Origin of the sequence: Kitasatospora sp. NPDC094028 (genome assembly GCF_049543595.1) — a bacterium.
Taxonomy (GTDB): domain Bacteria; phylum Actinomycetota; class Actinomycetes; order Streptomycetales; family Streptomycetaceae; genus Kitasatospora.
Map to the genome: position 1 here is coordinate 489016 of NZ_JBMVFA010000001.1, position 13298 is coordinate 502313.

The 13298-nt window shown below is 76.1% G+C and carries 10 protein-coding genes; 4 read left to right on the forward strand and 6 right to left on the reverse strand.

What is annotated here, in order from left to right:
• The first annotated feature begins 178 nt into the window (after positions 1 to 178).
• Positions 179 to 1843 (forward strand): esterase/lipase family protein, encoded by a 1665-nt coding sequence (locus ACPC54_RS02265; RefSeq protein ID WP_498960238.1) that lies wholly within the window; start codon positions 179 to 181, stop codon positions 1841 to 1843.
• Between the two features lie 12 nt (positions 1844 to 1855).
• Here ACPC54_RS02265 and ACPC54_RS02270 read toward each other — a convergent pair whose 3' ends face one another.
• The 5 genes from ACPC54_RS02270 to ACPC54_RS02290 all read right to left on the reverse strand — a co-directional run bounded on the left by ACPC54_RS02270 (position 1856) and on the right by ACPC54_RS02290 (position 7086).
• Positions 1856 to 2929 (reverse strand): DUF2637 domain-containing protein, encoded by a 1074-nt coding sequence (locus ACPC54_RS02270; protein ID WP_498960240.1) that lies wholly within the window; start codon positions 2927 to 2929, stop codon positions 1856 to 1858.
• A 213-nt stretch (positions 2930 to 3142) separates the two neighbouring features.
• A complete protein-coding gene (locus tag ACPC54_RS02275; protein ID WP_498960242.1) occupies positions 3143 to 4138 on the reverse strand; it encodes a (2Fe-2S)-binding protein in 996 nt (331 codons plus the stop codon).
• Positions 4139 to 4301: 163 nt separating this feature from the next.
• On the reverse strand, positions 4302 to 5141 hold the full coding sequence (locus ACPC54_RS02280; protein ID WP_498960244.1) for a hypothetical protein: 840 nt from the start codon (positions 5139 to 5141) through the stop codon (positions 4302 to 4304).
• A gap of 210 nt (positions 5142 to 5351) precedes the next feature.
• A complete protein-coding gene (locus ACPC54_RS02285) occupies positions 5352 to 6224 on the reverse strand; it encodes a hypothetical protein (RefSeq protein WP_498960246.1) in 873 nt (290 codons plus the stop codon).
• 259 nt (positions 6225 to 6483) lie between these two features.
• Positions 6484 to 7086 carry a nucleotidyltransferase family protein gene (locus ACPC54_RS02290; protein WP_498960248.1) on the reverse strand — a complete coding sequence of 201 codons (603 nt, stop codon included), beginning with the start codon at positions 7084 to 7086 and terminating at the stop codon, positions 6484 to 6486.
• A gap of 147 nt (positions 7087 to 7233) precedes the next feature.
• Between ACPC54_RS02290 and moaA the strand changes: the two genes are divergently transcribed.
• From moaA to ACPC54_RS02305, 3 genes are all read left to right on the forward strand, one after another.
• Complete coding sequence (gene moaA / locus ACPC54_RS02295) at positions 7234 to 8229, forward strand: GTP 3',8-cyclase MoaA (protein WP_498960250.1); 996 nt, start codon at positions 7234 to 7236, stop codon at positions 8227 to 8229.
• 191 nt (positions 8230 to 8420) lie between these two features.
• A complete protein-coding gene (locus tag ACPC54_RS02300) occupies positions 8421 to 9128 on the forward strand; it encodes an HNH endonuclease family protein (protein ID WP_498960562.1) in 708 nt (235 codons plus the stop codon).
• Between the two features lie 83 nt (positions 9129 to 9211).
• A complete protein-coding gene (locus ACPC54_RS02305; protein ID WP_498960252.1) occupies positions 9212 to 10774 on the forward strand; it encodes an alpha/beta hydrolase in 1563 nt (520 codons plus the stop codon).
• Positions 10775 to 10865: 91 nt separating this feature from the next.
• Here ACPC54_RS02305 and ACPC54_RS02310 read toward each other — a convergent pair whose 3' ends face one another.
• Entirely contained in the window at positions 10866 to 13280 is a 2415-nt protein-coding gene (locus ACPC54_RS02310) for a glycosyltransferase family 39 protein (RefSeq protein WP_498960254.1), read from the reverse strand.
• Between the last annotated feature and the right edge of the window lie 18 nt (positions 13281 to 13298).

Sequence of the window (13298 nt, forward strand, 5' to 3'; positions counted from 1 at the left end):
ACCGGCCGGAAGCGGCCCGGTCCGGACGGCCTGGAGGGGCGTAATCTGAAGACAGGTCACGCGCCCCGGCGCGTCCCGGCATCCGACGAGGGTGTGTGGCTCCGGCCCGCCGATCGCAGGCGGTCGCCGGTGGGCGGCGGGCAGTCATCACCACTCTGCGGAACCCGAGGATCACGCCATGGTGTCGATCTTCCATCACCACGCACACGACGAATCCCCCGCGACCCCCTCGGTCCCGCTGCCGCCCCCGGTACGGCAGGCCGCCGTGCCCCACGACGTGACCGGGGACGCCGCCCGCCTCCCGCTGATCTACGTGCGCGGCTTCGCCGGCGGCACCAGCGGCATCGACAAGCAGGTCGACGACCCCTTCTACGGCTTCAACGACGGCTCGACCCACATCCGGGTCGGCGGCGACGGCACCGCCCAGTACTACCAGTTCGAGAGCCCGCTGCTGCGGCTCTTCGCCGAGGACGGCTACCACCCGCTGGTGACCGGTGACCCGAAGGCCTACCTGCGCTCCCGCGAGGCCGGGTCGGTGGACCCGGCGACCGTCTGGATCCATCGCTTCTACGACGCCTCCGCCGACACCTTCGGCAGCAAGGCGGCCGACTTCGACATCGAGGCGGCGGCCAGGGACCTGTACGGACTCGTCCGGCTGGTCCGGGAGAAGACCGGCGCGGACAAGGTCGTCCTGATCGCCCACTCGATGGGTGGCCTGATCTGCCGCAGCATGCTGCAGAAGTGGTCGTACGACAGCACCGACGACTTCCGGCCCGACATCCCCGGCAAGGACCTGGTCGACCGGCTGTTCACCTACGGCACTCCGCACGGCGGGATCACCTTCGCGGTCGGCGGTGGCCTGCTCGACGAGTTCATGGAGGACCTCGGCCCGGTCGGCTCCGACATCTTCTCGCCCGAGATGATGTACGGCTACCTGGTGCCCGGCGTCCCGTACGGCACCGAGGCGCCGGCCGGCTGGCCGGCGAACCGGGTCCCGCCCGAGGCCTTCGACTCCGACCGGATCTTCTGCGTGGTCGGCACCGACGCCGGCGACTACGGCCTGGCGCAGAAGGTGGTGGGGCCTCAGAGCGACGGCCTGGTCGCGATCGGCAACGCCTCCGTCGAGGGCGCGCACCGCGCGTACGTGCACCGCTCGCACTCGGGCCGCTACGGTCTGGTCAACTCGGAGGAGGGGTACCAGAACCTGCGCCGGTTCCTGTTCGGCCGCAAGCGGGTGGCGATCGAACTCGCCGGCCTGGATCCCGGCCCGTCCGACGCGGACGGCCGCACCTCGTTCTGGCAGGCCGAAGTCCAGCTGTCGGTCCGCGGCCTGCCCGTCGTCCTGCACCAGCAGGTGGCGGCGCACTACTGCCCCGTCGCGCTGGACCCGGGCCCGGACGGCGCCCCGATCCCGCTCACCACGGTCTTCCTCCTCGATCCGCTGACCATGCCCGCGGAGGGCGCGGACGGCACGGACGGCACGGACGGCGCGAACGCCCCCGTGTCGCTGCCGTCCCGCTACGCACTGCACCTGCGGGTCTCCCGGCTGGCGGAGGAGCACGGGCTGCTGTTCTGGCGCGACCACCTCGCCGAGACGGCCGACTGGGACGACACCCTGATCGTCGACGTCGGCCACGACAGCGACGACCCCAAGGGCGAGCTGCAGCTCTGGGCCGCCTGGAACTCCCAGGTGCCGGTGGCGATCGCCGACCGGTACCCGATCAGCGGCAGCCCGCTCGCGCTGGACGGGGACGCGACGGCCTCCGTCCGCCTTCCGCCGAGCGCGGGCCGGCTCCTCGGAGCCGACGCCTCGCTCGTCCTGCGGCCCTCGGTCTGGGAGTGATGCCGGTGGGCATCAGCCGAACTGCTGCTCCAGGTCCTTCAGTTTGCGCTCCAGGGAGTCCAGCCGGGGCAGCGTGACGGTGTCCTCCTCGGTGGTCAGGTCGACGGTGCGCCGCTCCGGCCGGGCCGGCAGGCCGGGCTGGACGACCGTGCCCTCGGCGGCCTCGGAAGCGGCGGCGGCCCGGGTCGCGGCTCCGGAGTCGCCCTCCGGGGCCTCGACCGCGCGCGGGCCGGCCGGCCCGCCGGCTATGGCGGGCTCCGAGCCGGACTCCAACTGCCGGGCGGCGGTGGTGTTCCCGCGCCCGCGCCAGGCGCCGTTGCCGCGGTTGATCGCCCGGATCTCGGCCCGCTCGCGGCGGCCCGCCAGCTTGCGCCGTTCCTTCTCCAGCGCCCGCTCCCGCTTCTCCTCGCGGACCTCGTCCACCGCCTCGTCCAGGCTGCGGACGCCCTCCAGGAGCATCAGCGACCAGGCCGCGTAGGTCTCGCGCGGGGCGCGCAGCCAGCGGACGATCCGGATCTGCGGCAGCGGCCGGGGGACGAGCCCCTGCTCGCGCAGTGCCGCCCGGCGGGTCTGCTTCAGCGCCCGGTCGAACAGGATCGCCGCGGACAGCGACATGCCGGAGAAGAACTGCGGGGCGCCGGCGTGGCCGAAGCCGCGCGGGGCGTGCACCCAGTTGAACCAGGCCGAGGCGCCGGCGAACAGCCAGACCAGCAGCCGGGAGCCGAGCGCGGCGTCGCCGTGGCTGGCCTCGCGGACGGCGAGCACCGAGCAGAACATCGCGGCGCCGTCCAGCCCGAACGGCACCAGGTACTCCCAGCCGCCGGACAGGCCGAGGTTCTGCATGCCGAAGCCGACCAGCCCGTGGAAGGAGAGTGCGGCCGCGACCCCGGCGCAGCAGAACAGCAGCGTGTACGAGGCTGCGCCGTACAGGGATTCCTTGTTGCGGCGCCGTTCCTCGGAACGCTCCCAGGAATCCGCGCCGCCGGCGGATCCCCGGCTCCGGGCCAGGGCCACCAGGAGTGCGCTGACCAGCAGCCCCGCGACTCCGGTGACGGCCCAGCCGAGCGGTATGTCGGACAATTTCATCGCCGGAACCAGCCTCGCTTTCTGCGTCGAGTTCCTGCGCCGTGATGGCGGGGACCATCATGGCGGATGCTCGGCGGGCGAATGGCGGATTCATCGTCAATGCGCTGAGTAGAGGGATTTCTGACCCGGAATCGATCGCATTGTCATACGAATTCGAAGCAGGCGATTCCCGGGATTCCGGGCTTTTCCGGTTCGATGTCGAACGGGTTTTCGTCAACCGCGCATGACGCGGGGGCAGCCGGCGCACATGTCCTCGGGGGCCGCGGTGTACAGAAGGCAGCAGCTGGCCCTGGCCCGGGCCGCCGGGCCCGGGGTGCCGCCGCCGGAGGGTTCTCCGGGAGCGCCGTCGCGGCCGGGCGCCGGGGCCGCGAAACCGGCGCCCGGGGTGAAGGGTGCCGGGGCGGGAGCGGGGCGGCCCGGCGCGCCGGGCGCGTGCGCGGGGGTGTGGCCGGTGGGCCGGTGGCCGTCCGGGGCGAGCAGCGCGGACAGCTCGGCGCGCGCCCGCTCCGGCTCGCCGAGCAGTCCGCCCGCGTAGTGCAGCCCCTCCACCACCGCGTCGGTGGCCATCGCCCACAGCACCCGGGGCCCGCGCCGCACCTGCGGGCGGAACGCGGCCAGCAGCGGGGCCAGGAACCCGCCCAGCGCGCACCGCAGTTCGGCCGCCAGCGCGGTCTCGTCGGGGGCGGTCCGGGCGGCCGCGGCGGCGCTCTCACCGCCGGCCGGCGGGGCGGCCGCCGGGTCGTCCGGCAGGCAGAGGAACGCGGCCGGACGGACCGCCAGCTCCACCGCGGCGGCGCCCCGGCGCAGCGCCACGTCCCCCGGCCCGAGCAGCGGCACCCGCCGCTCCAGGAACCAGGGCACCGTGAACAGCAGCGAGAGCGGCCAGACCGCGCGGTGCAGGCCGAAGCCGGCCGCCACGTCCGGGCGCAGCGGGCGCCCGTAGCGGGCGAGGTCCCGGTGCGTGTCCAGGGCGATCAACTCGCCGACGGCTCCGGGCCGTTCGGCGAGGTCGGCGGCGGTCAGCCAGCCGTCGCCGGGCGGGGGCGGGGGCGGGGCGCACCGCACGCTCAGCACCGGGGTGAGTCCGGAGAGTCGGTGGTACGACGGCGCGCAGGGGGTGGTGGGCTCCGGCGCGCCGGCCGGGGCGTGCGCCTCGGTGGTGCGGGGGGCGCACGGCGCGGGGCCGGGCCGGGTGCTGCTCGCGGTCATGGTCGGGCCCCATCGGGTCGACCGGGGCCGCGCATGGGGCCCGGTGGCGCCCGGCCGCGCTGCTGCCCGCCGGGCCCGGCCGGGCCCGGGCATGGCGGTGCCCGGGGAACGGCAAGGCTGACCCGGCCGGGGCACTGCTCGCCCCGGCCAGGTTAGGCTCACCTTAGCTGATGGTGCCCCGGGTCTCGCGGGTGCTGCGTCCGTCCGGGGGAGTGCCGGGCGGGCGCAGGGCGCCCAGCTGGCGCGCGAGCCAGACCGGCACGCCGCCCAGCGCGTGCACCAGCCGGGCGGCCTCGGCGCGCAGCCGGGCCGCTTCGGCCGGCCCGGACACCTCGGCGAGCGCCGCGAGCGCCGGCGCCACCCCCACGGTGAAGCCGAGTTGCTCGCGCAGCCGCAGCGAGGCGTCGAAGCCCTCCCGGGCGCGGCCGAGGTCGCCGCGGGACAGCGCGAGCGCGGCCAGGTGCCGCCAGGTGTAGGAGCGCAGCAGTTCGTCGCCGCGTTCCCCGGCGCCCTCGTGCGCCCGGCGGTAGGCGATCCAGGCGGCACCGCGGTCGCGCAGCAGGTTCTCGGCGACCAGCCCGCGCCGGAAGTCCAGCAGCGGGCGGCCCGGGGCGCCCGGCGGCAGCAGGGCCGAGGTGCGGCCGAGCGCGGCCTGTGCCTCGTCGAGCCGGTCGCGCGGGCCGAGCACGCTGGCCACGTAGGCGAGGAAGCCGCGGGCGCAGGCGGCGGCCGCGCGCTGCTCGGTGCCGGCCGCCACCGCCTCGGCCAGGCGCAGTGCCTGCTCCGCCTGTATCCAGTGGGTGGCGGTGAACAGGCACTGTTCGATGAGGAGTTCGGCCCGCCCGAGGGCGGCCGTCGGGTCGTGTTCGGCGGCCGGGCGGAGCAGTTCGGCGGCTTCCTGCCAGCACGCCCGGGACCGCAGTCGCCATACGGTGTCGCCCGGTTCCTCCGCTGCCCGCCCCAGCCCGTCCGGGCCGCTGGGGCCCCATCCGTGCTCCGACAACGCCACCTCCTTGTGCGCGCCATCCAGCCGGGCACGGGGCCCGCCCAGGCGCGTTGCCGCGGTCCGTTCGCATGATGACGGAACGGCGGGCTGCAGGGCGAAGTCCCGCGCTGTGGCGGCAATTCAACACGGGGGTGAGCTTGTGCACCAGATCACGAGCGCAGGTTGTTGCTTTTCCGGGCCGGATGATCTAGTGGGTGCGAGCGGCGGTCAGGAGGTCCAGCCGGTCTCCATCAGGGCCTCGGCCGCGCCGTTGGCGGGCTGGGGCACGCCGGCCAGGTCCAGGCTGAACAGGGCGACCAGCAGCTGCTCGCCGCGGACGGTGGCCTGGTGCGAGTAGCCGGCCAGGGTGAACATGGCCGCGGCCATCTCCTCGGCGTGCAGGGTCTGCAGCCACAGGCACTCCACCGACTTGACGTCGGCGGGCTCGGTCCAGGTGTCCACCTGGGCGACCATCCGGCTGCCCAGCAGGGTGACGCCGTCGCGCTCCTGGGCCTCCGTCAGCTCCAGGTCGTCGAAGCCCAGCCACTCCAGGTAGCGGGCGGCGGTGAACACCGCGTCCTGCGAGGTGCGCACCGGGTGCGGGCGGAACGGCGTGCGGTGGCGGAACGGGCGGGCCCGGCCTCCGGTGGGGACCCCGGGCGGGGCCGGCGGGGCGGGCGGCGTGGGCACCGGGGCGCCCATCGGGTGGGCCGGCTGCGGGCGGGAGGCCTGCGGGCCGGCGGCGGTGAGCGGGCCGCCGGTGCCGGCGTTCAGCCGGGTCGCGCGGTCCACCGGCAGCCGGACGGTCGCGCCGCAGTTGCAGGTGAACTCGGGCTGCGGCCACTGGTCCGAGCGGCCGCAGTGCGGGCAGCGCATGCTCAGCCAGGAGTCCTCCCAGGAGCGGAACCGCACCTGCACCGGCACCCCGCCGCGCAGCAGCGGCACCTTCAGCGAGGCCCCGCACGGACACGGCAGCGACGGCGGCTCGTACAGGTGCTCGCGACGGCAGGCGGGGCAGCGGATCGCCCGCGCGCCACCGCCCGCTCCCGGCCCCGGCAGGGCGGGGTCGTGTCCGGTGAAGTCGTCGGGCAGTCCGGCCATCGCGGGCTCCGTCCGTGGGCGTCGGGTGGGTGGGGCGATTCCCATGCTCCCCCAAACGGGGGACGGTTGGCGCGGAATGGGACAATCCTCAGGGACGGATCAGGGATGGTCACCCGGCAGGTGGAGGGCGGACGGCGGCCCCGGTGCCCGGCGGGTGGTCGGTCGGCGGACCACGGGGGTGCGCCGGCGGGCGGACCGGGGCCGCGGGGGCGGTGGCGCCGGGGTGTCCGCGGGCCGCGCTCCGCGGTCGGGCGGGTGCTCAGCCGGCGGACCAGCGGGCCAGGTCGGCGGGCGTGTCGAGGTCGTCCGGGACGGCGACGTCGGCGCATTCGACGAGCACGGTCTCGTCCGCGTGCGCCGCCAGCAGGGCCCGGGCACCGGCATCGCCGTCCGCGCCCGCCGCCGCCTCGGCGAAGTGGCGGGCGCCGATCAGGACCGGGTGTCCGCGCCGCCCGTCGTACGCGGCGGCCGCCAGCTGGGCGCCCGCCCGGTGCGCGGCGAGCAGCCGGGCCACCGCCGCCGGGGTGACGCCCGGGGTGTCCACCAGCATCACCAGCACCGCGGGCGCCCGCGGCGCCAGCGCGGCCAGCCCGGCCCGCAGGGAGGAGCCCATGCCGCCCGCCCAGTCCGGGTTGGCCACCAGCCGGCACCCTGGCAGGTGGGCGGTGGCCCGGACCCGGTCGCCCTCGGCACCCAGCACCACCGTCACGTCCGGGCAGCCCCCGGCGCGGACCACCGCCACGGCGTGCTCGACCAGCGGGCGGCCCCGGTAGCGGATCAGCGCCTTGGGGCGCCCGCCCAGGCGGCGCCCGCCGCCGGCGGCGAGCACCAGGGCGGGGACGGCGGGTTCGGTGCGGCTCATGGGCCCAGCCTGCCCGCCCGGGTGGCCGTCGCGCAGCACCCGGGGGCCGGAGTTGGACGAACCCACAAGCCCGGGCCGCCGCCCGCGCCCGCTGCCCGGCGGTTCGGCCGCTGGCCCCGCCGGCCGTCCGGCCCCTGTACTGGGTCGATGAACACCGCACCGCGCCCGCCGGTCGACCGCTTCGGCCGGGTCCACACCGATCTGCGGGTCTCGCTGACCGACCGCTGCAACCTGCGCTGCACGTACTGCATGCCCGCGGAGGGTCTGGACTGGCTGCCGCGCGCGGGGCTGCTGACCGACGACGAGGTGCTGCGGCTGGTCCGGATCGGCGTCGAGCGGCTGGGGGTGCGGTCGGTGCGGCTGACGGGCGGGGAGCCGCTGCTGCGCCGCGGCCTGGTCGGGCTGGTCGGCCGACTGGCGGCGCTGGGCGTGGAGTTGTCGCTGACGACGAACGGCATCGGCCTGGCCCGGACGGCGGCCGAGCTGCGGGCGGCGGGGCTGCGGCGGGTGAACGTCAGCCTGGACACGCTGCGCCCGGAGCGGTTCGCGGCGCTGACCCGGCGCGACCGGCTGCCGGACGTGCTGGCCGGCCTGGCGGCCGCGCGGGCGGCGGGCCTGGGGCCGGTGAAGGTGAACGCGGTGCCGGTGCGCGGTGTGAACGCGGACGAGATCGCCGAGTTGGCGGCCTTCGCCGTCGGGCACGGGTACGTGCCGCGGTTCATCGAGTCGATGCCGCTGGACGCGCAGGGCGCCTGGGACCGCGCGTCGATGGTGACGGCGGCGGAGATCCTGGCCGCGCTGGGGGAGCGGTTCGAGCTGCTGCCGGTCGGCCGGCCCGGCAGCGCGCCGGCCGAGGAGTGGCGGATCGCGGGCACGGACGCCGTCGTCGGCGTGATCGCCTCGGTGACCCGCCCGTTCTGCGGCGGCTGCGACCGGGTGCGGCTGACGGCGGACGGGCAGTTGCGCAACTGCCTGTTCGCCACCGAGGAGTCGGACCTGCGGGCGCTGCTGCGCGCCGGCGCGGACGACGCGGCGGTCGCGGCGGCCTGGCGGGCCTCGGTGGCCGGCAAGGGGCCGGGGCACGCGGTCGGCTCGGCCGGCTTCGTCCGCCCGGACCGCCCGATGTCCGCGATCGGCGGGTAGCGGGGGCGTCGGGACGTGCGGGAACGGCCGGCCGGTGTGAGCTTCGACATGCTCCTTGGCCTGCGCGTGGCGCCGCCTTGACCTGCTCTTGGGGCGGCTGATCTGCTGGTTCACCGTCAACCCACCCCTGATTCCGGGAGTTCGCCGTGCCCGCCCGCCGTACCTGGCTCTCCGCCGCCACCGTGTTCCTCATATGCGCGCTCGCGCTGGTCGGTTGGCTGGTCGGCGGCCGCGACCACCCGAAGGGCGGCGCCCCCGCCGGGGGCCTGGGCACCAGCCCGCTGCAGAACCCGGACGGCACCAAGCCCGGGCTCGCCCCGCTCACCACCGCCGAGGAACGCAAGGCGGGCCGCGAACTCGTCGCCAAGGTCGCCACCGCCGCCGCCGGCCCCCGGGACGGCTACGACCGGGGCGAGTTCGGCCCCGCCTGGACGGACAGCGTCGAGGGCGTGCCGTTCGGCGGCAACAAGTGCGACACCCGCAACGACCTGCTCGCCCGGGACGGCACCGCCGTCGAGCGCAAGGACGGCTCGGACTGCGTGGTCACCGCGATGACCATCCGCGACCCGTACACCGGCCAGACCGTCCAGTGGACCAAGCAGCAGGCCGGCAGGATCCAGATCGACCACGTGATGCCGCTGTCCTACGACTGGCAGATGGGCGCCGCCGCCTGGGACAGGGCCAAGCGCGTCCAGATCGCCAACGACCCGCTCAACCTGATCCCCGCGGACGGCTCGCAGAACGCCTCCAAGGGCGATTCCGGGCCGGCCGCCTGGCTGCCCGCCGACCCGGCGGTCCACTGCTCGTACGCGGTGCGCTTCGCCCAGGTGTCGCTGAAGTACCGGCTGCCGGTCACTGAGGCCGACAAGAAGGCCATGCTGCAGCTCTGCACGGGCTGAGGCGCGCGCCGAAACCTTTCCGCACACCCCCGGCCCGGGGCCCCGGCGTGACCCGGGCCGGGGCCGGATGGTATCCGTGAGCAGTGGACTCGAAGATCCAGTGGCTCCCTCGTCGCCGCGCGCTGCCCGCCCTGGCCGCCGTGCTCGCCGTCGCACTGCCCGCCGGCTGCACCGGCGCGCCCGCGCCCGGCGGCCCGGCCACCCGCCCGCCGCTCTCCGAACGGGCCCCCGCCGGCACCGACCCGGCCCTGCGCGCGCTCTACGACCAGCGGATCGACTGGCAGCCCTGCGACGAGCAGAGCGGCGGTCAGCCCGTCCAGTGCGCCACCCTCAAGGTCCCGCTCGACTACGCCGCCCCCGGCGGCGCGACCGTCGACGTCGCCCTCGCCCGGGTGCCCGCCGCCGACCCCGACAAGCGCCTCGGCTCCCTGGTGCTCAACCCCGGCGGGCCCGGCAACTCCGGCACCGCGATGGTCCAGTGGGGCTGGAAGAACTACCAGGGCCCGCTGCACGACCACTACGACCTGGTCGGCTTCGACCCGCGCGGCGCCGGCCGCACCGCCGCCGTCCACTGCCTCGACGACCGCACCCGCGACGAGTACACCTCCACCGACGACCCCGGCTACGACCACGGCCGCGTGCTCGCCGACGCCTGCCGGGCCAAGTACGCCACCCTGCTCCCGCACCTCGGCACCCGCGACAGCGCCCGGGACATGGACGTGCTGCGCGGCGCCCTCGGCGAGACCAGGCTCGACTTCCTCGGCCTGTCCTACGGCACCTACCTCGGCGCCCTCTACGCCGAGGAGTTCCCCGGGCGCACCGGCCGGCTCGTCCTCGACGGCGCCGTCGAGCGCAGCACCGACCTGATGCACCTCAACGGCGAACAGGCCGTCGCCACCGAGGCCGAGTTCACCGCCTTCGCCGCCGACTGCGCCGCCACCGACGACACCTGCCCGCTCGGCACCGACCCGGCCGCCGCCCCGCGCCGGCTCGCCGACTTCCTCGACGGCCTGCGGGAGCACCCGCTGCACGGCGAGGACGGCCGCGCCCTCACCGCCGCCCTCGGCTGGGCCGGCGTCCTCAACGCCCTCTACGACGGCCGCCGTTCCTTCGACCGGCTGCGCGAGGCCGTCGAACCGGCCATCGCCCGCGGCGACGCGGACGGGCTGCTCCACCTCGCCGACGCCGGCAACGGCCGCGACCAGGACGGCCACTACGACACCCCCGCGGACGCCTACGCGGCCATCCACTGCGCCGACGCCCCGCTCGCGCCCACCGACGCCGACCTGCGCGCCGCGCTCGCCGACCTCGCCGCCCGGGCCCCGCTGACCAGCCGGCACGACACCCGGATCACCCTGCTCGACCCGGACTGCCGCGCCTGGCCGTTCCGTTCGCCCGAGAAGCCGCACACCGTGAAGGCGCCCGGCAGCGCCCCGATCCTGGTCGTCGGCTCCACCGGCGACCCGGTCACCCCCTACCTGTGGGCGCAGCGGATGGCCGCCGGGTTCGCGCACGGCGTGCTGCTCACCCGGGAGGGCGACGGGCACACCGCGTACGACAAGAGCGGGTGCGTGCGGGACGCCGTCGCCGCGTTCCTGGTGGACGGGAAGATGCCGGAGGCCGGGACGTACTGTCCGACCGACTGAGCGCCCGCCGGCCGGACGTCGGGGAAAGCACGGAGGGGGCGCGCCGCGGGATCGCGGTGCGCCCCCTCCGTTTTCGGGGGACGGAACGTGGTCAGGAAGTGGGGGCGGTCAGGTCGTAGAAGGTGGCGGTGCCGACCGTACGCTTGGTGAAGTGGCTGGTCACCCACGCCTCGATCTGGCCGCTCTCGTTCGACTGCGCCTCGTCGGTGCCCTCGCCCGCCCCGCCGAAGCCGCGGTGCGAGCCGCCGGCGACGAACCAGTGCACCTTGTTCTGCTGGACGTACTGCTGGAAGTCGGCCAGGCTCAGCGACGGGTCGGTGCCGTTGAAGCCGCCGAGGGCCATCACCGGCTTCCCGGTGGCGAGCTGGTAGCTGGCGGCGTTCTGCGAGCCGACCGTCGCGGCGGCCCAGGTGTAGTGGTCGGCGTCCTGCGCCAGCAGGTCGGCCGCCTCGGCGCTCACCTTGGTGCCGCCGAGCAGGCCGCCCATGCCGCCGGGACCGCCGGCGCCGCCCGGGCCGCCCGGGAAGCCGCCCTCGCCGGACGGCACGGGGTCGGTGCCCCGGGTGCCGGGGAGACCGGAGGCGCCGTTGCCGCCGTTGCCGCCGTTGCCGCCGTGCTCGTGGCGGCCGTTCGCCTTGCCGGAGCCGTTGGTGTTGCCGTTCCCGTTGCCGAAGCCGCTTCCGTTGCCGGCGTTGGAGCCGCCCGGGAACCCGCCCGGGAAGCCGCCGGGGAAGCCGCCGCCGTTCTGCCCGCGCGAGCCGGGCCCGCCCGGGAGGGCCCAGCCGCCCTTGGCGCCCTTGCGCCCGCCGCCCGGCCCGAACGCGCCCTTGACGGACGGTCCGGCGGTCACGATCGAGCCGTTGTGCGGCGTGTTCACGGTGTCCACCGCGTACGCGGCCGGCCCGCCGAACGCCGCCGCCAGGCCCAGCAGGCCCGCCACCGAGGCGATCCGGGCACCCGTCCGGCCGGAGGTCCGACCGGCCGCCTGCCCGCCGACCAGCGCCGCGGCCGACGCCAGCCCGCCGACCAGCACCGCCCAGCGCAGCCACGGCAGGAAGTCGGAGCTGCGCCCGAGCAGCACGAACGCCCAGACCGCCGTCACCGCGAGCACGCCCGCCAGCAGCAGCGCGTACGGCAGCCGGTGCCGCGCCCGCCACAGCCCGTCCACGCCCATGCCGACCAGCGCGGCCACGGCCGGGGCCAGCGCCACGGTGTAGTACTGGTGGAAGATCCCCGACATGAAGCTGAAGATCAGCGCGGTGGAGAGCAGCCAGCCGCCCCAGACCAGGAAGGCCGCGCGGGCGGTGTCCGGCCGGGCGTGCCGGCGGGTCGCCCAGAGGCCGACCACCAGCAGGATCAGCGCGGCCGGGAGCAGCCAGGCGATCTGACCGCCGATGTCGCTGCCGAACAGCCGGGTGAGGCCGGTCTGCCCCCAGCCGCGGCCGCCGCGCGCCAGGCCGGCCGGCAGGTCGAGCCCGGCGGGCAGGTGCGCCGCGCCGCCGCCGACGCTGCCGCGCTCGTTGCCGTCCACCCGGCCGAGGCCGTTGTAGCCGAAGGTGAGCGAGAGGAAGCTGTCGTCCTGCGAACCGCCGACGTACGGGCGGGCCGAGGCGGGCAGCAGCTCGACGACCGCCACCCACCAGCCGCCCGAGACGAGCAGGGCCGCGCCCGCGAGCAGCGTCTGGCGCACCCGCCGCCAGAAGCCGGTCGGGGCCACCACCAGGTAGACGGCGGCGAAGGCGGGCAGGATCAGGAAGGCCGCGAGGGTCTTGGTCAGGAAGGCGAAGCCGAACATCGCGCCGGTGAACAGCAGCCAGCGGGTGCTCGCCGTCTCGATCGCCCGCACCATCCCGTACGCGGACAGGGTGAGCAGCAGCACCAGCAGCGCGTCCGGGTTGTTGAAGCGGAACATCAGCGCCGCGACCGGGGTCAGCGCGAACGCGGCCCCGGCCAGCAGGCCGCCGAGCGGGGAGAAGCGGCGGCGCACCGTCGCGTACAGCACGCCCACGGTGGCGGCGCCCATCAGCGCCTGCGGGGCGAGGATCGACCACGAGGAGAGGCCGAACATCCGCACCGACAGGGCCATCGGCCACAGCGAGGCCGGCGGCTTGTCGACGGTGATGAAGTTCGCGGCGTCGGAGGAGCCGAAGAAGAAGGCCTTCCAGCTCTGGCTGCCGGCCTGCACGGCCGCCGAGTAGAAGGCGTTGGCCCAGCCGGAGGCGCTCAGGCCCCACAGGTAGAGCACGGCGGTGGCGGCCGTCAGCGCCAGCAGGGCCGGGCGCACCCAGCGCGGGTCGTCCGCGCGCCCGCGCCAGGCGCGGCCCGGCAGGGTGCGCAGCCGCTCGGACCAGGAGGCGATCCCCTTCGGCCCGGCGGGCGGCAGGGGCTGCTCGGGGAAGAGCGGGACCGGGCGGTCACCGTCCGGCTGCGGCACCTGCGGCGGCGGGTAGTTCGCGGCCTCGGGCCACGGTTCGCCGGCCGGAGGGGAGTAGCTGCTCGTGGTCATGCGCCATACGGTGCGTGG

Bases quoted from the DNA above. Each gene is read 5' to 3' on its own strand.
- ACPC54_RS02265 (WP_498960238.1), top strand. From the start codon at position 179: ATGGTGTCGATCTTCCATCACCACGCACACGACGAATCCCCCGCGACC.
- ACPC54_RS02270 (WP_498960240.1), bottom strand. From the start codon at position 2,929: ATGAAATTGTCCGACATACCGCTCGGCTGGGCCGTCACCGGAGTCGCG.
- ACPC54_RS02285 (WP_498960246.1), bottom strand. From the start codon at position 6,224: ATGGCCGGACTGCCCGACGACTTCACCGGACACGACCCCGCCCTGCCG.
- ACPC54_RS02310 (WP_498960254.1), bottom strand. From the start codon at position 13,280: ATGACCACGAGCAGCTACTCCCCTCCGGCCGGCGAACCGTGGCCCGAG.
- ACPC54_RS02275 (WP_498960242.1), bottom strand. From the start codon at position 4,138: ATGACCGCGAGCAGCACCCGGCCCGGCCCCGCGCCGTGCGCCCCCCGC.
- moaA (WP_498960250.1), top strand. From the start codon at position 7,234: ATGAACACCGCACCGCGCCCGCCGGTCGACCGCTTCGGCCGGGTCCAC.
- ACPC54_RS02290 (WP_498960248.1), bottom strand. From the start codon at position 7,086: ATGAGCCGCACCGAACCCGCCGTCCCCGCCCTGGTGCTCGCCGCCGGC.